Below are 23959 nucleotides of genomic sequence, written 5' to 3' on the forward strand. Positions count from 1 at the left end.
CGTCACCTCCTTCAGTAGTACCAATGCGGCCGGACAGCTATCGGTTTATGGCAATGACATTGGTACATAATCTCTTCAACTTTTTGCTTCATTTTATCATTTTTAACCCCGATGCCTAAAATCATATCAATAGGAACAAATTGATACACTAAAAACTCCGCTTGCCTTCTTCTTTCCCGATCGGGGTTCTCTTCCGTCTCAAACCAAAATTGAGAGCGCATAACGTTCCAGTCGATTTTGTCCAAATCCTTTAAATCGTTATAAAAATCAGTAAATTTCATAATGGCATGCCCATCCGTAAACACATAACCTAATCCTCTATGATGGATCACATCTGTCCTAGACACGAGATAAATAATCTCATCTTGTCCTTTTGCGTACCCGTCTACACGTCCTTTGTTAATAGCATATAACATCGGTGACCTAGGTGCAAAGTAAAAAGGAACATAATCATGTAAAGTGCCATAAGGAGGAAGCGGAACGGATATGATTGATCTCCTAGCTTGTATACGTGTATGCGCAATATTGACATACGATACACTTTTCACCTTCGCCACGTTATTTGCCACTAATCCACCGTGACAAAGGATCGATGGAAGGTTGCTATAGTGGGTGATATGGTAGAGCCATTTTTTATAAATCATCACGTCAAACACCCTACTGTTTAGTTTTATATGTGGAAATAAAATATTTCATAAATGAAAATATTTCATAAATGATCGATGGCGTGCATTGCCCGACAGACAAATTATAAAACTAACCCGTGGTGCTAGTTGAGCGCTAGCGCTCAACTAGCACCACGGGTTTAATTAAATATACCTATTCACTTCAGATGCTCCCAAGCTTTTATAATATGCTTCCCTTTAAAATATTTCCCGATTGCGCTTATTCCAATTATAGAAAATTTTATACCCCTTAGATACCACCTTTTATCGGGAAGTGACAGCACTAAAACAAGAGGTACTTTTCCGTTTTCAGCTTTCATCTCCTAACACATCTTTAAAATCGTTAAGAGCCATATTTTCAAGCATTTCTAAACTTATAACTCGTCTTTGCTCCTTGTTAACACTTGAACTAAATTTAACTATCGTTTTTGTGAAATCTAGATTTCTAATCGCATGTTTTATTACATCTATCGCTTCACTTAATGTTTCCCTTGGATAAAAGTCAGAAATACCTGAAATGACCTGTGAAGATCCAAAAACATTAACTGATGGTTCAAAACAACTTTCTTGAAGACTAATTTCAAGCAGTACTTCCATTTAACTCTCCCCATGTATTCATTTTTTACAAAAAAGGGACCCTAGAGAATCTAGAGCCCCTCTGTAATTCACTAAAATTAACGGAGTAATTGCAATACTCCTTGTGGTTGTTGGTTGGCTTGCCATGCCTCAACGTCTTTCGACCGTTGTGTAGACTATATCTTCACCTTTCTAGCCATTTGGCTAGCGAAGGGCTGGGCACTTCGGGGATTTCCCCTACGGACTTCATCACCATAGCGTTTTTTCGCCTTAGGTGGTATGTCCTAGTCGTTGAACCTTCTCCAGAGTTTCCTCACAGGAGCTTGGCTGCTGGTTGCCCATTGTTGCATCTTTCCTTTTTTCACGCCGTCACGCCTGCCGTTTCCAGCTACGTTTTGGCAAGGAAAGCTTTAGGGCTTCCCAGCAATTCACCCAGTGATCCTCTTAGCCGTTTCCAGCTAAGACGCCCTTCCAATCAAATTATCGAAGTAACTGTAATACGCCTTGTGGCATTTGATTGGATTGAGCCAACATTGCTTGTGCTGCTTGAGAAAGAATGTTGTTTTTCGTAAACTCCATCATTTCTTTCGCCATATCTACATCACGAATACGAGATTCTGCTGCTGTTAAGTTTTCTGCAGCTGTACCTAGGTTGTTGATTGTGTGCTCTAAGCGGTTTTGGTAAGAACCTAATCGAGCACGTTCATCAGAAACTTGTTTAATAGCATTATCAAGCACATCAAGCGCTGCGTTTGCATTCGCTTTTGTATCAATACTTGTAGCACTCACTTTTGTAGCACCGCCAAGCGCTGTTGCGCGCATGTCAGAGATTGATATGTTCATTTTTTGACCGCTGTTAGCACCAATTTGCAAATCAATTGACCCAGTCGAAGTTACATTAAAAGTATTATCTTGGCTAATATCTTTAATGCTACTGTTAATCTCCACGCTGATACCTAGTGAACCAAAGTTAATTTCTTTTGTACCAAATCCTGTAGGTGCCCCACCGTAGTTAATTGTCTCGGATTTTCCTGCTCCGTTGTTTACAGTGATCGTTCCTGCTTTTGTATCAACAGTAATACTATAACCATTCAATACTTCTGCACCGTTCGATTTAATGTTGACAATACCATTTGCTGTTGTCAAGTTAGAACCGACGTTAGCGATACTTGAGCTGAGCGATCCATTGAGCAATTTCTGCGTGTTAAATTCCGTTGTATTACCAATTCGAGTAATTTCAGTAGATAATTGCTGATATTCTTTGTTTAACGCAGCTCGATCATCGTTTGTGTTTGTGTCGTTTTGGGCTTGAACTGTAAGCTCACGCATACGTTGCAGAATAGCATGAACCTCGTTTAATCCACCTTCAGCAGTTTGAATTAAAGAAATCCCATCCTGCGCATTGCGTGACGCTTGCTCTAACCCACGAATTTGTCCTCTCATCTTTTCCGAAATCGCCAAACCTGCTGCATCGTCGCCTGCACGGTTAATGCGAAGACCAGAAGAAAGTTTCTCCATGTTTTTCGCAGCGTTAGAGTTACCGATAGTCAATTGACGATACGTATTCAACGCCGCAATGTTGTGGTTAATTCTCATTGTTTTTTCCTCCTTGAATTTGTTTTCCCACGTCCTTGTGGTTTTTGATTGGCAAGAATGAAGTCGGCCGCCCTTCTTTCTTGCCCTCACATTTATTATCGGCCCGTTTTTTCAAAGTTTAATAGGTTGCGAAAAAAATTTTATACTTTGACGTCAAGAAATTGTGAGAACGGTGACGGTTGTTGAATTTCTTTAATGACGCGCGCTGGGTCGTCTTTATGTTTGTTGATGATTTCATTTAACGCCTGTTCCGCGATCGCTTTATTGTCTTGGACGATGCGAGCGATGACGCCAGGGATTTGAACACCGCCGATGCTAACGCTCATTTGCTTCCCCTCCTTTCTTTAGTTGATCGGATAGTTGTTGAAGCGAAGTGGCGGAGGCGAGAGATGCCGCGCTGTTTTCTTGTTGAATAGCGAGATATACTTCTTTCCGATGTATATCGATATGTTTCGGCGCGCGAATGCCGAGCTTGACTTGGTCGCCGTCGATGGCGAGAACGACGACTTCGATATCGTCGCCGATGTGGATCGCTTCTTTTATTTTGCGTGTTAATACAAGCATATCCTCGCCTCCTTATTTCGCCTCAACCGTTTCTGGAAATAGCCGATGTTTCGTTTTGTACGGTGTATTCGTTAAAATGACTTGCTTGCCGATTCGTTCGTGAACGTTAATGACGACAGGCGCTTGTAAGTTCGCTGTCGTATTTGTAAACGGCTCTGCGACCGTTAAAATGACGTATAGCGCCACATCGTTTTCTTTTTGTATTTTCAGCTGCTCACACGTCGTATCGTCCAATTCGATTTCGTACGTTGGGAAGTACGAAAACGGCTCAATCATGACGAACGCTACGTCTTTATTTTGTATTGATTGTAAAATGGTAAATGGCGAATCGTGAATCGGAAGCAACGCAAATTGTTTTTCATGTTCAAAGCCCGGTAGTCCGTTTTCAAATGAAACGAGTGCCAGCTGAGAAAGCTGAACTGTTCCATGATATTTCGTTTCAATATTCATGTTCATCCCTCATTTATACGGTCACGTCAATGCGCAAGTTGTTGTGACGCGCTAAGTCAATATGCACAACGTTTGGTTTGTAATCGATTTGCACAGGGCGTGGCTCAATATGAATACGAGCATTTGATGTTTGCCAGTTCATATTGATATGTCCTGGCTCAAAACTGACTTTCACACTAAATGGGCGTGGAATAAGCCCGACATTATAATCAAAAGGCGGTCGTTCGCTATTCGCCTCTGCCTGCATCGCGAGTACATCACCACCTTGTTCGATGCGCATTAATTCATCGCCTTGTATCGCTGTCGTTTCTAAATATGATAACCAACTGGCATAGCCGTCTTGCGCAGCTTCTTCAATGCGATGAAAAATATGTTTTAAATCCATATCTGCCCACGCTTCGGTTTGATCAATCGTCAGGCGCGGTGGCGTTGTTTTCATCTCAAGCTGTGGTTTTGGTTGTTCAATCGACAGCTCGGCTTGTTGTTGACGCATATGCATATATCCGCGCTCAACTGTAATGGATAGTTGCGGGAACGTCGCTTGCATCGTCAGTTGCGGGATTCTCAACATTCATCATCCCCTTAACGTAAAAAATCAACGAGCGTCGGCTGAATGATGCGCGCCCCGACAGAGAGCGCTGCGCGATGCACACTTTCTTGCGACTTTAATTCCGTAATAATTTTTTCAATATCCGCATCTTCGTTATCGGAAATCATTCGTTTCGCGATGAGTTGTTGTTCGGCAAGACGTTGCTCCACGAGCTCTAAACGGTTGACGCGCGCACCGAGTTCCGCACGCTCTGCGAGTACGTCGTTTAAATGACCATCTAATTGGGAAAGTAAGTTGTCTAAATTACTTGTTGGATTGGCTAGTTCGTTTTCAATTTGCTGTAATGTATTGAACAACCCTTGGTTAAACACATTGTTTGGGGTGACATTAATTTTTAGTTTAACTCCTTTTGCCACTTCGACCATAAAATCATCGTTGTTATTTCTGACAGTTGGCGGTGTTCCATCCGTCACAGGCGCTTGTTCAATTTTTGTCCCGTTGAAAATGTATTTACCTGCTACTTTCGTGTTAGCGACTTGTACTAAGTCTTTTTTCAGCTGTTCAATTTCACGGGCGATCGCTTGGCGGTCTTCTTGACCGAGTGTACCGTTTTTCGCTTGCACGACAAGCTCACGGGCGCGCTGCAGGACGTTTGTCGTATGGTTAAGCGCTGATTCCGAATTTTCCATCCATGTATACGCCTCCGATAAATTACGTTGGAATTGTTCAATTTCTGTTAAGCTCGTACGATAGTGCATGCCTTTCACCGCCACGACTGGATCTTCCGATGGACGATGAATTTTTTTCCCTGTCGCGAGCTGTTGCTGATACGTGCCAAGTTTGTCATAGCTTTTACTCACGTTGCGAAGCGTATTGTTTGCAAGCATCATTTGTGTCACGCGCATACGTTACTCACCTACCTTCCAACGATGCCCATATTGTTAATAATTTTATCTAACATTTGATCGATCATTGTAATCATACGTGCAGAGGCGTTATACGCATGCTGGAATTTCATCATGTTCATCATTTCTTCATCAAGCGATACGGAGCTGACCGCCATGCGCCGTTCGTCAACCGATTGGCGAAGCACTTCGCTATTTTGCGACAGCCGTTTCGCTTCTTGCGCATTGACTGCCATTTGTCCGATTAAACTTTCGTAAAAGTTTTGAATCGTTGTTGTGTTTCCTGCAATATTCATCGTTCCGTTTTTTACTTCAGCGAGCGCTTGGGCGTTACTTCCGTCGCCGATTTGACCAGATGCAGATGCGGCGATATTATCAAGCGAATTTTTAATAGTTTGTTCGACATCTAACGTTCCAGCCGGATCACTTGGATTGTAAGTGAAAAATGTTTTCCCATCCTTTGTGTTACTTTTTATCTCCGTTACACTCCATCCTCTTGAATGAACTGCATTAAACTGATCCGCGAACGCTTTCGCCATGGCGTTTAAGTTGTTCAACATTTCTGGGTATAGTCCTGTTCCGCCGACATACCCATACGAATGAAGCAATGCGCCAATCTTTCCATTTTCCTTAAAGCTTAAAAAATTTAATGAATCGTTCCCTAACTTTATCTCTCTTACATACTTGTCACCTGTCGTTTCATACTTTACCGTTATCTCGTTAAACGCACCTGTATTTCCGTCTACTAGCTTCCCAAGAGACGTGCCGTTACGGTCCACTAACTCTACCGTAAAGCGTCCTTCGGCAATTTTTAGCGCGCTACCGCCGCTTGGCACAGGTGTGACTTTGATGTTTACATATTGCGACAATTCATCTAAAAGCCGATTTCGCTCATCATATAAATCGTTCAGCAAATAGCCGTGCACTTCTACTTCGCCAATTTGTTTGTTTATATCATTGAGCTGACGAGCTAAAGAGTTTACTGCTTTTACTGTGACATCCAACTCATTTTTTAAATCTTCGCGAATCGACTTTAACGAGCTCGACAAATAATGAAACGTTTCCGCAACCGCGATGCCGCGCTGGCGAACGACTGAGCGTGCCCCCGAATTCGAAGGATTTACCGCTAAGTCTTGGAGCGCTTGCCAGAAGCGATCGAGCGTTTTTGCCAATCCTTCGTCTGACGGCTCATTCATAATTTCTTCCATTTTGTACAATGCTTCGGCACGCGTATTCCAATAGCCGTATTTCATATTTTCCCCACGATATTGCACATCTAAAAACTCTTCGCGCATTCGCTGTACCGTTCCACCTTCCACACCTGTTCCCATTTGTCCAGGCATGACGGGGCGGTTTTGAGACGCAAACGGATACGGTGGCGTTTGTTCAAAGTTGACGCGCTGGCGCGAATAACCTGGCGTGTTGGCGTTCGCGATATTATGCCCGGTGACGTATAATGCTTGTTGTTGGGCAGTCATCCCACGCCGCACCGTTTCTAAACCGTGAAATGTCGAAAGCACAAAAAAACCCCCCTTACGTTTTCGCTTCAAATGAAGACCGTGGCGGCAATTCATCCGTTCGCTTCGGGTCATACGTCACATCTTGTTCGTTCGGTATCATCAAATCTAATGTAAAATGAATAAATTGGAGCGATTGTTGCAGTAGTTGCATATTCAGTTCGTTTTGCTCTTTTAATCGTACAATCGTGTCGCTTAGTTCATTGGCTAGTTGAAAAAGCTTCATTCGTTCTTTTTCTTCCACCTGTTCAGCATATCGGCTCACCGTTCGTTCTTTCTCGGGTAAATGCGACAGAAGGCTCATTCGTTCGCTTTCTAGCTGGCGAATGGCCATCACATATTTTTGTTCCTTCATCATCATTTGCTGTAACGTACCGACATCGCCTTTTTTAATCGCTTCTGTTTTTTGCTCTGCTAGTTGCAATAACCCACGATGAAACGTCAGCAACTTTTGCATCACATCGATCATGTTCGTTCGCTCCGTTATCGTTTATAATAGCGCAATACGCTTTCTGCAATCGCTCGTGCATCGATTGTATACGTACCTGCTTTAACTTCTGATTTTAGCCGTTCCACTTTTTCTAACCGTTCCGAAGAAAATTTCGCAGCTTCTTGCAGTTCTTTCGCCGCGCTAGAAATTTCAACTTGATCCATCTTTTTCGTTGCTTTTGTCGGCTTTTCGACACGTGATGTCCGCTCATACGGATTGACGTTCATCGGTTGAATGCGATTAATTTTCATATTCCCACCTCGCTTTTTCCGTTCTTTTTCGTCTACGTTTATTATCGGCAAAAAGAAAAAAATGTTTAGTCGTCTTTGCGTCGCTCGGTAAAATATGTCGTCTGATGTTTCGCTTGTTTTTGTCGCTCTTCCTCTTGTTGGATTTTCGTCATCTCTTTTTGAATGCCACTAATACATGAAGGACAGAGGCGTCCTTCACGAATCGTTGCCCCGCATTTTTCGCACGGATAGCCGAGGTTTGGAAAATGAACGAGCTGCAACCGTCCTTTTTTAATCCATTTAATGATTAACGCTTCTTCTACCCCCGTCGCATCAACAACTTGTGACATCGTTGCCGTGCGATTTTCTCGTTTTCGAATAAATGCATATACTTTTTCAAACAATTTTTCTTCCTCTTTATAGCATGCCTCGCACACATCACGAAATTGCGTCCGCACGAACAAACTTCCACATTTCGGGCAGTTATCTAACATGTTGCTCCCCCTTACGTGTAAATATTAATAATCAATCCTTGAATTTCACCGACAAGTCCAAGCAAATCAAGCCCTTTTTTCTCTTTTTCTAGTACGGCGTTTGTGAGATCCACTAACTTTTGATCGACTTCTTTTACAAGCTTATAAATTTTCGACCGTCCCCCGCGGCTAAATCCACGTTGCTCTTCAAGCTGCAAACTATTTTTTACTGCATCATCTAAAAACTGTTTAACAAGCTTTTTATACGTTTTTAAGTCTTCGACCGTTTGCGACTCGGCTAATTTTTTCCCTTGCGCTTCAATTTGTTGCGCCATCGTTTGAAAACGTTCAAACAACACATCGCTTTTTTTCTTATGCATCACTTCCGTAAATGACACCAATTCCATCGGTGCATCCTCTTTTTTCGCCACACGGTTCAACGACGCCCGTGACACTTTTTGCACTTCCATCAACGTTCACACCTTTTTCTTTATATTATGCCACACGTACAAAAAAAGGGCGAGGTCGCATCGACCTACCCCCTTCTTTAACTATTAGCTTTTTAACAATTGTAAAATTCCTTGCGGCAATTGGTTTGATTGCGCAAGCATCGCCTGCGCTGCTTGGTTTAAAATGTTATTTTTCGTGAAGTTTGTCATCTCCATCGCCATATCTGTATCGCGAATACGTGATTCTGCGGACGTTAAGTTTTCGTGTGCTGTTTTTAAGTTGTTGATCGTGTGCTCGAGACGGTTTTGGATCGCACCAAGTTTACCACGCTCTTCAGATACTTTACGGATCGCTTCGTCAATAACCGAAATCGCAGACTGTGCAGAAGCATGATCCGTTACAGTTACGCTATCAACTCCCAAACCCGTTGTAGTCATATCACTGATACCTAGTCCAACTACTTGTCCTTCATTCGCTCCGATTTGGAAGTTACTTTCTGTTCCGGTGATTTCAACCTTGCCAGTTAAACTATACAACGTATATGCACCATTTGTAGTAACCGTAATTAATGAAACCCCTGTGTATTTGCTGTTCGTGCTATCCCAGCCTTTAAAAGTAATCGAACCTGCACCGTCCTTAGCCAAATCGGTCGCTTTTCCAATCACCTTACCGCTACTATCTGTTGTTTTTAACTCATAAACTTTATCTGTACTATTCCAAGAGATTGTATAAGTTCCTGCTTTCAAACCACCGCCAGTTGTGATATTAGCCACCCCTGTTACCAATAAAGCAGTTGTTTTCGATGAATCCTGATCGACTTTTGTTCCGAAAGTTCCATCCAACAATGCCGTTTTGTTAAAATCAGTGGACGTTGCTACACGTGTAATCTCGGTTTTCAACTGTTGAATTTCTTGGTCTAATGCCGCACGGTCGTTGGCTGTATTTGTATCGTTAGACGCCTGCACCGCCAATTCGCGCATACGCTGAAGCATGCTATGAACAGAGCTTAGCGCCCCTTCCGCCGTTTGGATGAGCGAGATCGCATCTAACGCGTTGCGTTCTGCAACTTCTAAGCCGCGAATTTGCGAACGCATTTTTTCTGAAATCGCTAATCCTGCAGCGTCGTCTGCCGCGCGGTTAATGCGCAAACCGGAAGAAAGCTTTTCTAAGTTTTTCGCTGTGTTTGATTGGTTTACTGCTAAGTTGCGATAAGCGTTTAATGCTTGAATGTTATGATTAATTCTCATTTTTTCCGCTCCTTTACTCTGTCATAATAAACTGTTCATATGCGGCAGCTTTTTTTGCTGCAACGTTTGTTGTCGGTTGTTTTTTCAACGCTTCATTCCATGCGTTCGCAATGTCTTTGGCGATCGTGAGCACTTCTTCCATCATCGCTACGTCTTTTTTCACGTTCGCATCAATAAGACGTTCTGCCATGTAATTATATAATGCGTCTAGTTGATGGGCGATAATGCCCGCGTCATACTTCAAACCAACGCCAAGGCGACGTAAAATATCGTTTGCTTTTTGGAGTCTTTTGTTGGCATGAATATAGTCGCCCTTTTTTGTGCTTGCGATCGCTTCTTCTAAGCTGTTAATCAACCCTTCATAAAGTAGCGCTGTTAATTGTTGTGGTGTTTTTTTGTACACCGCTTCTTCAGTTAAAAACTCCACGCGCCCACTCCCCTTTTCTCGTTCACCTACTTTATTTATCGTCACGTTTTTTTATTGTTTAATAGTTTCGTTCCATTTTTTCAATTAAAATTAAAATTTCTGCGATCACAGCGTACAATTGCGGCGGAATCGTATCGCCGAGATCGAGGTCAAGCAAATGTTGGACGAGCGTGGCATCTTGTTCGATCGGCACGCCGTTTTGTTTTGCCAGTTCAATAATTTTTTCAGCGACGTAGCCGCGCCCGTGGGCGACGACGGTCGGCGCTTTATCTCCTTGTTCGTAGCGAATAACCGCCGCCGACGGACCGTTCACTTCACGCTTTCGTTTTTGGTTAAAGTACATCATATTGTAAAATCATATCCTTTCTCTGTCCATGTCGCTCGTTTTGGCTCGTTCGTTTGTTTTTCCTCTTTTGTCGCAAACGTCGTAAATTGCACGTTGCCAACGCGGTAGCCGATTTCTTCAAGGCGCTTTGTCGCAGTTTCCACAAGCGGACGCATCCGTTCAGCAAAATCTTCCCGATCGTTGCGGAACGTCACGGAAAGCGTGCGCTCGTTCGCGCTCAGCAACACCCCGACATCACCGAGCTTTTTCGTTTCCAGCAAAAAGTATAAGCTGCAGTTTTCCCAATCGACTCGTTTTCCGTCATTACGGGCGTTCACATATACTTTTACATCTTTTACTTTCTTTTGCAGCAACAATGGAATCGTGAAAAAGAGCGTTTGCATCGCGCTTCCTTGATCGTTTTTATTCAACAATTGTTGCCCTGTCATATGCGTCAACGCTTGTTCGGCTTGTTTCGATCCTTCGCCACCCGTTTGTGCTAATTTCATGAGCAGTCCTTTCATCGTTTCTTCAGACTGTTCGCTTTCGCTATGAAATACGAGTGAATTTGCTATATCCGCTTCGTGCATAAAACCAAGGCGGTGAATCGTTTGTAGCATGTGGCGCGCGGACGGCTCAGGCTGAACGATTTCGTTCCATTGCGTCAGCAGTGCTTGTTCTGGTGTTTGTTGTTTCAGCGACTGCGCTTGAACAAAATGTTTTACTTTCACATCTGCCGGCTTAAATTGCATTTGTTCAAGCGTGCTTTTTACTTGCTTTACGATTTTTTGCGCCTCCGCCAGTTGTCCTTTATCTAGCAGCTTTTTCGCTTCCGCTAGTTGCGAGCTTGCCTGCAACAATTTTTTCTCCATCGTCATATCCGCAAACAACATCGCATCGCTTTTTAAAATCGTTTGATCGAGCTGTTTAATCGTCGTTTCCAGCAGCTGTTTGGCTTGCGGTCGCGCCGCTTGCTTGTATTGAGTAATCAGATGATCGATCGCGTCTAAATTGCGCATCATATCACGCTTCGCTTGTTGAAACTGTTTCGTTGCTTCCGCCATTCGTTTCGTTACTGTTTGAACGATCATATCTTTTGATTGTAAACCGAGTGCCGCCAACGACTCGTACGCCGCATCAGCAGGCGAGGAAGCGTCACTTGTCGGCAACGTCGTTTCGATTTGTTGAAGTGCTTGGACGACCGTTTGTCTTGCAGCCATTTCTCTCCCGTTTTTTGCGAGTTCGTCAGCACGGGCGAACGCATCATGAAGCAGCGGTTCCATATGTTGCGCAAGATGCGCACGCGCCATTTGTAACGCTTCTTTGACATTTGGCTCCTTTTGTATCGTTTTTATCGCTTGCATAACGGCGGTGCGGACGTCGCTTTCTTGCTGTTCGGCACGTTCAGCTGTCAAAAGCGATGTCATAAGCTGTTGACGAGCGCTTTGCAGCGTTTGTGTTGCTTGTTGCATCGCTTCAAATACGGACGGTTGTTTTGTAAGCGTATGATCCGCTTGCAACTGACGCACCGCCTCGGTCAACGTCATCGTTTGTTGCTGGAGCCGGTCAGCTATCACATGAGCGCGTTTGACATACTCAGGCGCCAACTGCTGTTCGATCGAGCGTAATGTTTGCACAAGTTGATCGCGAGCCTCCGCACCTCGACCAACCGTTTCAAATAATTTTGCTTGACTTAATGCACGAACCACTTTCTCTGCTTGCTCCGCTGGTAACGTACGAGCCAGTTCTCTTACTTGTGGTTCTATCGCTTTCACGGTCGGTGTGCTTTCCGCTTGTTTCCGTACCTCTACCACTTGTTTCAGCTGGGCTTCTTTTGTTTCTACCGCTGTCGCTGGTGTATTTGCTCGTACCGCTTCTTTCGCTGTTCGTACGACGTCCGAAACCACCTCTTCTTCCACCGCACGTAATGCCTGCATGAGCTGTTGACGAGCTTCTATGCTTCGTCCCATTGTCTCTTGCTGTTTCGACTGCTCAATCGCACGAACCACTTTCTCTGCTTGTTCCGCTGGTAACGTACGGGCCAATTCCTTTACTTGTGGTTCTATCGCTTTCACGGTCGGTGTGCTTTCTACTTGTTTCCGTACCTCTGCCACTTGTTTCAGCTGGGCTTCTTGCACGTCTACTTTCGTCGCTGGATTATTTGCTCGTACCGCTTCTTTCGCTGTTCGTACGACGTCTGCAACCACTTCTTCTTCCACCGCACGTAATGTTTGCGACAACTGTTGACGAGCTTCTACGCTTCGTCCCATGGCCTCTTGCTGTTTCGATTGCTCGAGCGCACGAATGACTTTTTCCGCTTGCTCCGCTGGCAATGTGCGAGCCAATTCCCTCACTTGCGGTTCTACCGCTTTCACCGTCGGAGCACTTTCTACTTGTTTCCGCAAATCTGCCACTTGTTTTAGCTGAGCTTCTTGGGTGACCACTTTCGCTATTGGTGCGTTCGGACGCAACGTTTCTTTCATTGCTCCTACTGCTCGCAATGCTTGAATAAGATCGGTTTTCGCCTTTTCTCCTAGTTGTTCTACACGTTCAATCGCTTCATGTAATTCATTTGCTTCGATACGTGGAAGCACCTTTTCTTTCAACTGACGAACGGCATCTTCTATCGAGCGCGCGTTGCGAACTATTCGTTTCGCTTCATCGACCATTTGTTTTTGTATAGTTGATGCAGGCTGTGTCGGTACATTGTCTTTTTCCTCTACTGAAGCAAACGCTTCAAGCAATCGCTCTTTTGCGCTAAGCGGTTGACCTGAGCGATACAACTGTTCCACTTCTCGTAACGCTGGACCGAGCGTTTGACGAACGACTTCGCTTCCTTTCGCAATGGTAAGCGCTTTGGCGACAATCGGCTCACGTTCAATTTGCTGACGTACCATTTGCAGTTGCTTCTCTTGTGTTGTCGCACGTTCCATTTGTCCATGATCTATTTTTTCATTCGTTTCCGCCATAGCGACAGCTTGCATGATGCGGCTTCGGGCAAACGTCTCATGTCCGCGCTCTTTCAAAATGTTCGCCTCACGCACAGCTTTCGCGATTTCGTCATGTCCGTTTTCCTCTGCAAACTGCTTTGCCGATTCAATCGCACGATCAATGTTTCGCTCCCCTTGCAGTTGGGCACGCAGCTCACTGATCGTTTGCGACTGTTGCTTTGCGATTGGCGTAAATGAAAAATGTTCATCAATCGCCCGAACGATATCATGTAACGACTCGCTTAACGGCTTGCCGTGGAGCGCTTCATGAACCGCTTGTAACTGCTTCATCGTCATATCAAGCTTTTTGCTTGCTGCGATTTGAATCGTTTCTAACTTTTGTTCAACCGTCCCTTTTCCTTCTGCTAAAAACGTGCGTAACGACTCGATCGTTTCACGCGTGAGCGGCAGTTGCTTTTGTGCCACCATCGTCACCGCTTGGCGAAGTTCAGGCGTTTCAAACGTTTCAGATGCTGATGTAGAATGTGGTGTCACAATCTTTCCTTCGACAATATCCCCATCACTACCGGTTACCTGTACTTTCACTCGTCCAGAAGGCGGCACGTCACCTTCAAAACGAAATCGAATATCGACACCTCGCAATTGCACGATCGCTTCTTTTTCACCTACTTGTTCTTTCACAACTGCTTCGTACACATCTCCTGCTTTTAACGTCACAGTCGTTGAAGATGATGATTTTGGGCGATAATATCCGTATCCGTGAATTTCCATAACGACCCATCTCCGTTCTCCAATATTCCTATTTTTTATATCGACCATCGTTACGATGTTTTCAATGGGGGTTTGTTCCCAACTATGAGCGGATGAGCGTAAAAGAAGAAATGTCACGTGCCCCTGCTGCATAAAGAACGTTGGCCGCTTCATGCACCGTTGCCCCTGTCGTATAAATATCATCAACGATGACAATGCGCTTTCCGGCTACATCTTCTCCTGTCAAACAAAACTTGCGCCCAACAAAACGTTCACGCCTCGTTTTTTTCGATTGTTTTTCATCATCGATACGTCGCAAGGCAAAAATCATTGGCAACGATAAAAGCGAGGCGATCGCCTCCGCTTGATTAAACCCGCGTTCAGCTAATCGAGAGGAGCTAAGAGGAATCGGCACGAGGAACACATCCGAAGAAAAATGTTCATCAAACACGCGACGAACATCGGAACGAAACGCTTCAACAAGCGCATAATCGCCACGAAATTTAAAACGATTCATCACTTCTTTCATCCAGTCGTTGTATATATAGACGGAATAGTTTTGTTTCAAGGCGCTTTTGCGCTGTTGCCATTTTATACAATCGGTACATATCGGTACGTCACTTAGACGGCTACATCGTTCACAACGATTCCCCTCAAGGCGAATAAAACGAGCTCGACAACGCGGACAACAAACATCCGCTTGACGAAGCGTTAAAAGCATAGCAAGCGATACCGGCGGCAGCCATTCATCATGACAAATGAGGCACTTCATTCGTCAATCAACCCTCGCTTTCGCGCTTCATCATTCATGCGCACAATATGCTGCTTAGCCGCCACCATCGCTTTCGTTTTTCCAAAATGAAAAAAGCGAACATCACCTGTCGGATATTGGGCGCTTCGGCCAACACGTCCAGCGATTTGCACAAGCGCACTCTCTGTAAAAATCGGTTGCTCTGCACCTAACACGGCAACGTCAATGTTTGGGATCGTTACCCCGCGCTCTAAAATGGTCGTTGTCACAAGAAGCGGAATTTGTCCACGCCGAAAAGCAAGCACTTTTTCCTTTCGTTTCGGATCTTCAGCATGCACTCCTTCAATGCGAGGATGAAATTGTTGGAAATACGGAACAACTTGTTGTAAAAAGTCGATGTGAGGAACGAATAAAAAGGCTTGTTTGTTTCTTTCGAGATGCTCGTTTACCCATCGAACGACACAGGATGGCAAACGTTGATTACGCCACTTTTTTTGCCAATTGCCGCACCATTCAAAAGTCGGAACAGGAAGAGGATGGCGATGATACCGTGCAGGAATCGTCACCGCTTTACGTTGACCACTTTTTACTTCACGTTGCCATTGTTCGTTTGGGGTTGCGGTTAAATAGATGAGTGAGGAGTTCGGTTTTCGTGCCCGTTCTACCGCATAGGAAAGCATCGCATCTACACTATACGGAAATGCATCGACTTCATCGACAATCATCACATCAAAAGCGTGATAATAGCGAAGCAACTGATGCGTCGTCGTCACCGTCAATGAAGCAAGTTTGCCACGGTCTTGGCTGCCGCCATATAATGCCGCCATATCGACCGACGGAAATACACTCGCCAAACGCGGGGCTAACTCTAATACAACATCGGTGCGCGGAGCAGCAATGCAAACGCGCTTTCCGTGCGACAGCGCCATGTTAATGCCCGCAAATAGCACTTCTGTTTTTCCCGCTCCGCATACGGCCCAAACGAGCAGTGAGTCGTTTCGATCAATCGCTTGGCAAACTTCATCGGATGCAAGTTGTTGAGCTGGAGATAATTGACCATTCCATTGAAGCGGTGAAGAAAAAGAGGTAGAAGGAGTTGGTCCAATCCAAATCACGAGCGGATTACATTCGCTACATCGGCCCATCGTTATACATTTGCGGCAATACGTACATATGCGTCCACAGCGCGCACACGGAAACGAAGCAAATAACTGTTGGTCATCGTTATTGCAACGGACGCAACGATAGCCTTGCTTCGTTTTTACAATGCTCTCCACGATCTGCACATGTTGCTTATCGTAAGAAGACGAAAGTTCCGATTTAAGCAGCTGTTTTCCTGCTAAATGCAAACAAATCACCTCCAGCAAAAAAGAAGTGGACCATTCGCCCACCTCATATATTCGTGCCTAGCAAAAAAATTCCTGTTTATTTTTTATACCAGCCAAATCCCATCGCACCTTCTCCTAAATGCGTGCCGATGACAGGTCCGAAATAGCTAAGGAAAAATTCAACGTGCGGATATTGTTGCTCAAGTTTTTCTTTCCATGCGCGTGCTTCTTCTTCACGGTTCGCATGAATAATGACCGCACGCATGGGAACGCCGAGGTTCGCGTCTTCAGCAAATAGTTCTTCTATTCGGCTTAACGCTTTTTTCCGTGTACGAATTTTTTCAAACGGCACAATCACTTTATCAACGAAATGTAAAATCGGCTTTACTTGTAGAAGGCTGCCGATAAACGCCTGTGCACCGCTTAACCGTCCGCCACGCTGCAAATGCGATAAATCGTCGACCATAAAATAAGCGCGCACCGACTGTTTCATTTCATCTAAACGCGCAATAATGGCTTCGGGATGCTCACCTGCTTGCGCCATTTCCGCTGCTTCGATCGCATAAAACCCTTGCATCATGCAGCTAATTTCTGAATCGTATGCGTACACTTGAATCCCCTCAACCATTTGCCCTGCGGACACAGCCCCTTGGTACGTGCCACTAATGCCGCTTGATAAATGAATCGAGATGACGGCGTCGTATTGTTTCGCTAGCTGCTCGAACGTTTCGACAAATAGTCCAATTGGCGGCTGTGATGTTGTCGGCAGTTGTTCGCTCGTTTTTACTTTGGCAAAAAATCTTCTGCGCTCATGTCAATCTCTTCACGATACGTCTCTGTTCCAAAGACGACGCTTAAAGGAATGATATGTATATTCAACTGTTCACGAATATGTTTCGGGATATATGCTGTACTATCCGTTAAAATCGCCGTTTTCATCATCTTTACCTTCCTTGTCCAAAATTTTTCCTATCTGCATTGTACTACATTATAACTACCATTGCATTGAAAAAGGTTGTCGAATCCACTTCGACAACCTTATTTCACTTCGACCCATCCATTTTTAATCGCAACAACGACTGCTTGCGTTCGGTCATTCACGTTTAATTTTTGTAAAATGCTGCTAACATGGTTTTTTACCGTCTTTTCAATAATAGATAGCGCATCAGCAATACCTTTATTGCTTTTTCCGTCTGCCAACAGCTGCAATACTTCACACTCTCTGCGCGTTAATAAATGGTACGGACGGCATACACCTTGATTTTGCTTTTCTTTTTCTACTCCTTCTCCTGCGATGAGACGGCGATATTCTTTCACAAGATTGTGTGTCACTTTCGGATGCAAATATGAACCGCCTTCTGCCACAACACGAACCGCTTCAATTAAAGCGTCCGCATCCATTTCCTTCAACAAATACCCCATCGCTCCCGTTTGCAACGCATGCATGACGTAACTTTCATCATCATGAATCGACAAAATGATCACCTTTGTATCTGGATATGCTTCAATGAGCTGACGTGTCGCTTCTACGCCGTTAACATGAGGCATGTTAATGTCCATAATGACAACATCAGGTTTATATCGCTCAACAAGCGCTAACGCTTCATCACCGTCGCTTCCTTCCGCCACCACTTCAAAATCTTGCTCAAAATCTAAAATACGTTTAATTCCTTCACGAAACAATTTATGGTCATCAATTAAAACAATGCGCGTTTTCATTGTTGTTCCCCTTTCCCTGCTGTCTTTTGGAGCGGAATATGCATCGTAACAATTGTTCCGCGTCCAAGTTGCGAGTAAATATGTAATTTTCCTCCCAACCATTCGATACGCTCGCGCATGCCCATTAACCCGAACGCTTTATCTTTTTTTTCATTCGGATTAAAGCCTTTGCCATCATCTTTTACGACGATCAGCAAATGATCTTTTTTTAGCTCCATTTCCACTTGAATCGTTGTCGCTTCAGCGTGTTTTAAGGCATTTTGCACCGCTTCTTGCACGAGGCGAAACACAGCAACTTCAAAACGGTTGGATAGCCGCTTTACCTCTCCCGTATATGTAAACGTAATCGTTGTTTTATGGTACTCTTCAATCGTTTGTAAATATTTTTTTAACGTCGGGATTAAACCGAGATCATCTAGCGCCATCGGGCGTAAGTCGTAAATAATTCGCCGCACTTCATATAGAGCAGAACGTACCATTTTTTTTAAATCGCGCATCTCGCCAATCGCTTCTTCCACCCCGCGCTCGCGATAAATGCGCTCGATCAGGTCAGAACGCATAATGACGTTCGCAAGCATTTGCGCCGGTCCATCATGAATTTCTCGCGACAGCCGTTTTCGCTCCTCTTCTTGCGCCTCAATAATGCGCAGACCAAACTCTTGCTTTTCATTTGCACCGTTAATAAAGTCGCTTAATTCCCGAAAATCCCCATTCAAATAGTTCAGCACAACGGTCACTTGCCCAATTAAATGATCGGCCCGTTCAATCGTCTCTTTCACAGCTGTCAAGCGCCGCTCTAACTCATCGCGACGTTGACGCAGCTGCTTTTCCTTCTCTTGCGCCATCGTTAATTCCATTTGTAGCGAATGCGCTTTCTCGTACGCTTGTCGAATTTCTGCTTCGGAATAATGAGAAAAGTTTTTGCTCACATCAAATAACCGTTGTCGAGCTAACTTTGTTTTCATCTCTAAGTTATCTGTTTGATGGATGACGCGCTTTACTTCTTCTTTTACTTGCTGAAGTTCTTCGATTAAACGGTCATGTTCTTTTCGCGATTGCTCACTAATACGAAAAATTTCAGCTTTGCTTTGATCGACTGTTTCAATCATTTTTTTTACAATACGGTCAAGCTGCCGCGCATCTAGTTTTTTATTGGACATATACACCACCTAAAGAAAATATGACCAAAAGTCAATTGAAATGACTTTTCTGACTTTTAGCTGACGTTTATTCGTACTTCCATCATGTCGCATCCCGCCTTATAATTTTTATTATAGCATGTTTTGACGATTTCCATCAGCATTTTTCGACAACATGCACACAACATTCCAAATAAACATTGAGGTGATTTCGTTTTGTTAGAGGCATACTATACGGTAAAAGGATATGGAGAAACAGAAATCGTCATTGAAAAATCGCGCTTCATTTGTTATGTCGAACGCGCGACAACGGAAGAAGAAGCTGTGCGCTTTATCCATCAAATCAAGAAAAAACATTGGGATGCGACGCATAACTGTTCCGCGTATATCATTGGGGAACACGACCATATTCAAAAAGCAAACGATGACGGCGAACCGAGCGGCACGGCAGGTGTTCCGATGCTAGAAGTGTTAAAAAAGAAAAAGTTGAAAGATACAGTCGTTGTCGTGACGCGATATTTCGGAGGCATTAAACTCGGCGCTGGCGGTCTTGTGCGCGCCTATGGCAAGGCGGTGACGGAAGGACTGAAAGCGGCAGGCATCGTCGAACGTAAGCTTATGCGCATCATGCATACAACGATCGATTATACATGGCTTGGGAAAGTCGAAAATGAACTGCGCGCTTCAACCTACTCCATTAAAGACATTCATTATGCCGAGCACGTTACGATCGACACATACGTTGAAGAAAAACGAAAAGACGAATTCCGCGCATGGATGATCGAATTAACAAACGGAAAGAGCGCGATTTCTGAAGGAGAACACGTATATGTCGAGTTTGATGTCGCGCAATAAAATTTTTTCATTTACGACTGCATAAAAATTTTGTAAAATGATGATTGTTTACATGTCGATATTTGTTGAACTTTTGAAAAAGGGGAACGACTATGCAAAATAGACGATTATACATGAAAAAAAGGAAAAAGCGAAAAAAAATATGGACGTTCGTTTTGCTTCCTCTCCTTCTCGTTATCATCGGAGGAGCAACGTATGCAACATTTCTATTCAATAAAGCGCAGTCTGTCATTCAACAATCGTTTGAACAAATTGACGGTCGCGAAAAATCGGAGAAACGAATGAAGGAAGTCGATCCAAATTCAGATAACATCTCCGTTTTATTTATCGGTGTCGATGACAGCAGCATCCGCCAAGAAAAAGGAATGGGCGCAGTACGTTCCGATGCGCTTGTCCTAGCGACATTTAACGTCAAAGATAAAACGGTAAAACTGCTTAGCATTCCGCGCGATTCATACGTGTACATTCCAATTGAAAAAAAATACGATAAAATTACACACGCCCACGCTTACGGTGGCGTAAAAGCAACGGTAGAAACAGTCGAAGAATTGCTTGACATTCCAGTGGACTATTACGTCAAAATGAACTTTGAAGCGTTTGTCGATGTTGTTGATGAACTTGGCGGCATTGAATTTGACGTTCCATATGAACTTCGCGAAATGGATTCAAAAGATCGCAAAAACGCCATTCACTTAAAGCCCGGCTTACAAACATTAAACGGTGAAGAAGCGTTGGCGCTTGCTCGAACGCGCAAATATGACAACGACATCGAGCGCGGCAAACGCCAACAAGAGCTCATGAAAGCCATTTTCAAAAAAGCGATGAGCATAAAATCGTTAACTAAGTTTGATGATATCATGGAAGCGGTCGGCAAAAATATGACAACGAACTTAACGTTTGAAGAAATGAAAGGTTTCTTCGCTTACGCAACGAAAGATGCAGGAGCGAACATCGAAACGCTCCATCTCAAAGGAGAAGACGCACGTATTGGTGGGGTATATTATTACCGTCTCGACGAAGCAGCAGTCGATGAAATTAAACAGACGTTGAAAACTCATCTCGATGTATCATCTTACCAAGCGAGAACGGAGCAATTTGCTCAAGAACAGTAAAAAAGAGGGTGTCGCGCGGACACCCTCTTTTTTTACGATATTTTTTTCATGCCTCGAACCATTTTCAGCAACGGGCGATAGTCTTTGCCGACAAGACCAATTTTCTCGACGACAAGTTCAACGACAAGCAAGACGAATGCGATCACGACGAGCGCGCCAAACATCGTCGCCTTAGATAATAAAACGGCCGCTAAACCGAACATCGCCGCCATGCCGTAAATGATGAGCACTGTTTGGCGATGACTATAACCGAGACGTAGTAAACAATGGTGCAAGTGCGACTTATCCGGCGCCGATAACGGTTGTTTGTTGACGATCCGTCTAACAATGGCAAATAGCGTGTCCGAAATTGGCACCCCTAAAATGAGAATCGGGATAATTAACGAAAACACCGTAACGTTTTTAAAGCCGAGAAGCGATAGTACGGAGATCATATAGCCTAAAAACAATGCACCGGTATCACCCATAAAAATTTTCGCCGGATGGAAATTATATAATAGAAAACCGAGCGTACTTCCGAGCAATAATAAGCTCATCGCAAAAACGAATGCGTACGTATTGCCCATCGTCGCCGCCATTCCGGCAATCGTGACAAGCGCAATCGACGATACGCCAGCAGCTAAGCCGTCCAACCCGTCGATTAAGTTAATCGCATTTGTAATCCCAATAATCCAAAGCATCGTGATCGGAATGCTTAATAACCCAAATTCCAAATGACCACCGAACGGCAAGTTAATGAAATCGACTCGAATACCACCATACACAACGACAACAGCTGCCACGATTTGACCGAGCAACTTCCATTTTGGTGGTAGCTCATATATATCATCAAGCACGCCCGTTAATACGATGATCGTTGCTCCGATGACAATTGCTGTTGCGTACGGGCTAGCTGGCTTCAATACGAAGTAACCGATAATAAAACTAATAAAAATCGCTAATCCACCTAAACGTGGCATAATTTTTTGATGAACTTTTCGCTGATTTGGTTTATCTGTTGCTCCGACCCGAAACGCCAACCACTTCACAGCAGGCGTAATAAGCACAGCTACGATAAAGCACAGAAACAAGGTGAAATAAACCATAGGAAACCTCCCTATTTGTTAGCATTCCCGATTTTTCAATCAATTATTGCTGAAAAAGCAACACTTTCTACCATCTCTTTTCACAAACCTATCAGACATTATACCATAAATTTTAAAATCGACAAACGGAAAATAGAAAACTAGAATTTTGTTACATTTTCACCCTTTTTGTTGAAATCATTTGCTATAATGTAAGATAGATAGAATTAAGGGAGGAGAAAACCGTGAGAAAAAGAACGATCGTCATCATGTTGCTTGCAGCGATGTTGACTGTATCTGCATCAAAAGCGCTAGCGAACAGCGAACCTGTTTTAGCAAGCGTAGAATGGGTACTAGCAAAAATCAATCCATTGAATGAGCGTATCACAAAGCTTGAACAACGCGTTCAACAACTCGAGCAAGAAGTAGAAAAGCTAAAACAACAATTAGAGGCGGCGAAATAAATATGAAAATCGCTCGCTGGATATGTTTTGCGTTTAGTATGTTGTTGCTCATTCCACAGACGGTTGCCGCCGCTTCGTACCCAACACCTGTAAAAGTAAAACTATTGCCGACTGCAACGTTTCTTGCGACAGCGAATGGAAACTATCAACTTATTGATTTAAAAACAAAACAAGTGATCCCATTTACAAATCCGATCGTCTTTTCACAAACGAACGGAGCAGTCGTCGCGACAATTAATGGCGTTTCGTATACGTCAACAAGTGGCTTTTTATTAGATGAAGTAACAAGAGGCGAACAACATGACGTCACTATCAGCAGCATTCAACAAGCAGGAGGCACGTCTGCGCCCGTCATATATCGCGGTTCATTCGAGATCACTCCTGGGAAGACAGCACCAAACTTATTTAATACGTTAGATATGGAAGATTATTTAAAAGGTGTCGTCCCTGGAGAAATGCCATCATCTTGGCATAAAGAGGCGCTAAAAGCACAAGCTGTGGCGGCGCGTAGCTATGCGTATGCCCAATTAAAAAATACGTCGTTTTTGCAAATGACAGTAGCGAGCCAAGTATATGGCGGGAAGTCGAAAGAACAAGCTTCTTCTACTGCGGCAGTAAATGAAACAGCCGGTGTATATGCGACATACCAAAATGAACCGATTTCTGCTTATTTTCACTCAAGCTCTGGTGGAAATACGGAAAATAGCGAGAACGTATGGAGCTCGGACGTTCCTTACATCCGTTCCGTTGCCGATCCGTACGATCGCCATCCAAGCAACCCACACTACGGATGGAATACAAAAGTTGCGACAAGCACTGTATCATCAAGATTTAAGTTAACAAACGAACAAGTCGTATCCCTTCGCGTTACACAAAGAACGAATGCCGGAAGCGTTCAACAAGTGGAAGCAACAGTGTACAATGCTGCAACAGGGCAAAAGCGAGTCGTCCAAGCTCGCCCTTCATTCGTGTCGTCATCTGATGCGTTTCGTTCGTTTTTTGGCGTCTCACTAAAAAGTATTGCCTTTGATGTAAAAGGAAATGCAAACGTGAAAATTAAACGAGCAGACGGATCCGAGCAGACAGTTGATCATATCGCCGGCTATGCGCTCCAAACAACTAGCGGACAAACGACGATCGCAACAGGAAATGCTTCGATTCGGACAGAAAACGAAACGATGTACTATCCGACCGCTCCAACGGAATTTACGTTCACAGGCAATGGCTGGGGACATCGACTCGGCATGAGCCAATGGGGTGCCCGCTCTATGGCTGAAAAAGGGTTCACATACGATCAAATTTTAAAGTACTATTATAAAGGCATTGAAGTAAAAAAAATAAAGTAGGCTGTGTTCGTACAC

General features: G+C 44.0%; 26 protein-coding genes and 1 pseudogene. 4 read left to right on the plus strand and 23 right to left on the minus strand.

The genetic code is table 11. From position 1 onward, the window contains the following. Positions 1–11 precede the first annotated feature (11 nt). From darT to NST18_RS13430, 22 genes and pseudogenes are all read right to left on the minus strand, one after another. Complete coding sequence (gene darT, locus NST18_RS13325) at positions 12–644, minus strand: type II toxin-antitoxin system toxin DNA ADP-ribosyl transferase DarT (protein ID WP_004892636.1); 633 nt, start codon at positions 642–644, stop codon at positions 12–14. A 330-nt stretch (positions 645–974) separates the two neighbouring features. After that, entirely contained in the window at positions 975–1262 is a 288-nt protein-coding gene (locus tag NST18_RS13330) for a hypothetical protein (protein WP_004892639.1), read from the minus strand. 459 nt (positions 1263–1721) lie between these two features. Further along, on the minus strand, positions 1722–2837 hold the full coding sequence (locus tag NST18_RS13335; RefSeq protein ID WP_004892642.1) for a flagellin N-terminal helical domain-containing protein: 1116 nt from the start codon (positions 2835–2837) through the stop codon (positions 1722–1724). 140 nt (positions 2838–2977) lie between these two features. After that, positions 2978–3163: a hypothetical protein gene (locus tag NST18_RS13340; protein ID WP_004892644.1), complete on the minus strand. Its 186-nt coding sequence runs from the start codon at positions 3161–3163 to the stop codon at positions 2978–2980. Continuing rightward, entirely contained in the window at positions 3153–3401 is a 249-nt protein-coding gene (gene csrA, locus NST18_RS13345) for a carbon storage regulator CsrA (protein WP_004892647.1), read from the minus strand. Before csrA ends, NST18_RS13340 begins: the two co-directional genes overlap by 11 nt. A 12-nt stretch (positions 3402–3413) precedes the next feature. Continuing rightward, positions 3414–3851 carry a flagellar assembly protein FliW gene (gene fliW / locus NST18_RS13350; RefSeq protein WP_004892651.1) on the minus strand — a complete coding sequence of 146 codons (438 nt, stop codon included), beginning with the start codon at positions 3849–3851 and terminating at the stop codon, positions 3414–3416. Positions 3852–3864: 13 nt separating this feature from the next. Then, positions 3865–4422 (minus strand): DUF6470 family protein, encoded by a 558-nt coding sequence (locus NST18_RS13355; RefSeq protein WP_004892654.1) that lies wholly within the window; start codon positions 4420–4422, stop codon positions 3865–3867. Positions 4423–4433: 11 nt separating this feature from the next. Beyond that, a complete protein-coding gene (flgL, locus tag NST18_RS13360; RefSeq protein WP_004892657.1) occupies positions 4434–5306 on the minus strand; it encodes a flagellar hook-associated protein FlgL in 873 nt (290 codons plus the stop codon). Positions 5307–5317: 11 nt separating this feature from the next. Next, positions 5318–6826 carry a flagellar hook-associated protein FlgK gene (flgK, locus tag NST18_RS13365; protein ID WP_004892660.1) on the minus strand — a complete coding sequence of 503 codons (1509 nt, stop codon included), beginning with the start codon at positions 6824–6826 and terminating at the stop codon, positions 5318–5320. Between the two features lie 13 nt (positions 6827–6839). Continuing rightward, on the minus strand, positions 6840–7292 hold the full coding sequence (locus tag NST18_RS13370; protein WP_004892663.1) for a flagellar protein FlgN: 453 nt from the start codon (positions 7290–7292) through the stop codon (positions 6840–6842). Between the two features lie 14 nt (positions 7293–7306). Then, complete coding sequence (gene flgM, locus NST18_RS13375) at positions 7307–7615, minus strand: flagellar biosynthesis anti-sigma factor FlgM (RefSeq protein ID WP_340721526.1); 309 nt, start codon at positions 7613–7615, stop codon at positions 7307–7309. Between the two features lie 14 nt (positions 7616–7629). Further along, positions 7630–8037 (minus strand): TIGR03826 family flagellar region protein, encoded by a 408-nt coding sequence (locus NST18_RS13380; RefSeq protein ID WP_004892669.1) that lies wholly within the window; start codon positions 8035–8037, stop codon positions 7630–7632. Between the two features lie 11 nt (positions 8038–8048). Next, complete coding sequence (locus tag NST18_RS13385; protein ID WP_004892673.1) at positions 8049–8486, minus strand: YaaR family protein; 438 nt, start codon at positions 8484–8486, stop codon at positions 8049–8051. Positions 8487–8570: 84 nt separating this feature from the next. Next, positions 8571–9713, minus strand: coding sequence for a flagellin N-terminal helical domain-containing protein (locus NST18_RS13390; protein WP_340721528.1), 1143 nt, complete (start codon positions 9711–9713; stop codon positions 8571–8573). Between the two features lie 13 nt (positions 9714–9726). Next, a complete protein-coding gene (gene fliS, locus NST18_RS13395; protein ID WP_004892685.1) occupies positions 9727–10140 on the minus strand; it encodes a flagellar export chaperone FliS in 414 nt (137 codons plus the stop codon). 58 nt (positions 10141–10198) lie between these two features. Then, positions 10199–10486 carry an EscU/YscU/HrcU family type III secretion system export apparatus switch protein gene (locus NST18_RS13400; protein WP_004892688.1) on the minus strand — a complete coding sequence of 96 codons (288 nt, stop codon included), beginning with the start codon at positions 10484–10486 and terminating at the stop codon, positions 10199–10201. Beyond that, complete coding sequence (locus NST18_RS13405) at positions 10483–14340, minus strand: metal-dependent peptidase (RefSeq protein ID WP_230456221.1); 3858 nt, start codon at positions 14338–14340, stop codon at positions 10483–10485. Before NST18_RS13405 ends, NST18_RS13400 begins: the two co-directional genes overlap by 4 nt. Beyond that, positions 14270–14938, minus strand: coding sequence for a ComF family protein (locus NST18_RS13410; RefSeq protein WP_004892693.1), 669 nt, complete (start codon positions 14936–14938; stop codon positions 14270–14272). Before NST18_RS13410 ends, NST18_RS13405 begins: the two co-directional genes overlap by 71 nt. After that, on the minus strand, positions 14935–16275 hold the full coding sequence (locus NST18_RS13415; protein WP_004892696.1) for a DEAD/DEAH box helicase: 1341 nt from the start codon (positions 16273–16275) through the stop codon (positions 14935–14937). The genes NST18_RS13410 and NST18_RS13415 overlap by 4 nt, the downstream gene beginning before the upstream one ends. Before the next feature lie 67 nt (positions 16276–16342). Continuing rightward, positions 16343–17184, minus strand: a pseudogene (locus tag NST18_RS13420) (DegV family protein). 99 nt (positions 17185–17283) lie between these two features. After that, positions 17284–17964: a response regulator transcription factor gene (locus tag NST18_RS13425; protein WP_340721530.1), complete on the minus strand. Its 681-nt coding sequence runs from the start codon at positions 17962–17964 to the stop codon at positions 17284–17286. Further along, on the minus strand, positions 17961–19124 hold the full coding sequence (locus NST18_RS13430) for a sensor histidine kinase (RefSeq protein ID WP_004892704.1): 1164 nt from the start codon (positions 19122–19124) through the stop codon (positions 17961–17963). Before NST18_RS13430 ends, NST18_RS13425 begins: the two co-directional genes overlap by 4 nt. 195 nt (positions 19125–19319) lie before the next feature. On the opposite strand from NST18_RS13430, the gene NST18_RS13435 reads away from it, so the two are divergent. Both NST18_RS13435 and NST18_RS13440 read left to right on the plus strand, forming a co-directional pair. Then, positions 19320–19958, plus strand: coding sequence for a YigZ family protein (locus NST18_RS13435; protein WP_192948651.1), 639 nt, complete (start codon positions 19320–19322; stop codon positions 19956–19958). A gap of 92 nt (positions 19959–20050) precedes the next feature. After that, positions 20051–21070, plus strand: a complete 1020-nt coding sequence (locus tag NST18_RS13440) for an LCP family protein (protein WP_192954124.1) — start codon at positions 20051–20053, stop codon at positions 21068–21070. Positions 21071–21102: 32 nt separating this feature from the next. Here NST18_RS13440 and NST18_RS13445 read toward each other — a convergent pair whose 3' ends face one another. Further along, the gene (locus NST18_RS13445) at positions 21103–22155 is read right to left on the minus strand and encodes a glycosyltransferase family 4 protein (RefSeq protein ID WP_340721533.1); all 1053 of its coding nucleotides are present in this window, start codon (positions 22153–22155) and stop codon (positions 21103–21105) included. 224 nt (positions 22156–22379) lie between these two features. Here NST18_RS13445 and NST18_RS13450 point away from each other — a divergent pair, with 224 nt between their 5' ends. Together NST18_RS13450 and NST18_RS13455 are read left to right on the plus strand one after the other, a co-directional pair. Continuing rightward, a complete protein-coding gene (locus tag NST18_RS13450; protein WP_340721534.1) occupies positions 22380–22598 on the plus strand; it encodes a hypothetical protein in 219 nt (72 codons plus the stop codon). Between the two features lie 2 nt (positions 22599–22600). Beyond that, a complete protein-coding gene (locus tag NST18_RS13455) occupies positions 22601–23944 on the plus strand; it encodes a SpoIID/LytB domain-containing protein (RefSeq protein ID WP_340721536.1) in 1344 nt (447 codons plus the stop codon). Positions 23945–23959: the final 15 nt, after the last annotated feature.

Source organism: Anoxybacillus sp. FSL W8-0104, from assembly GCF_038004465.1.
In the GTDB taxonomy this organism is placed as follows: Bacteria; Bacillota; Bacilli; order Bacillales; family Anoxybacillaceae; genus Anoxybacillus; species Anoxybacillus flavithermus_G.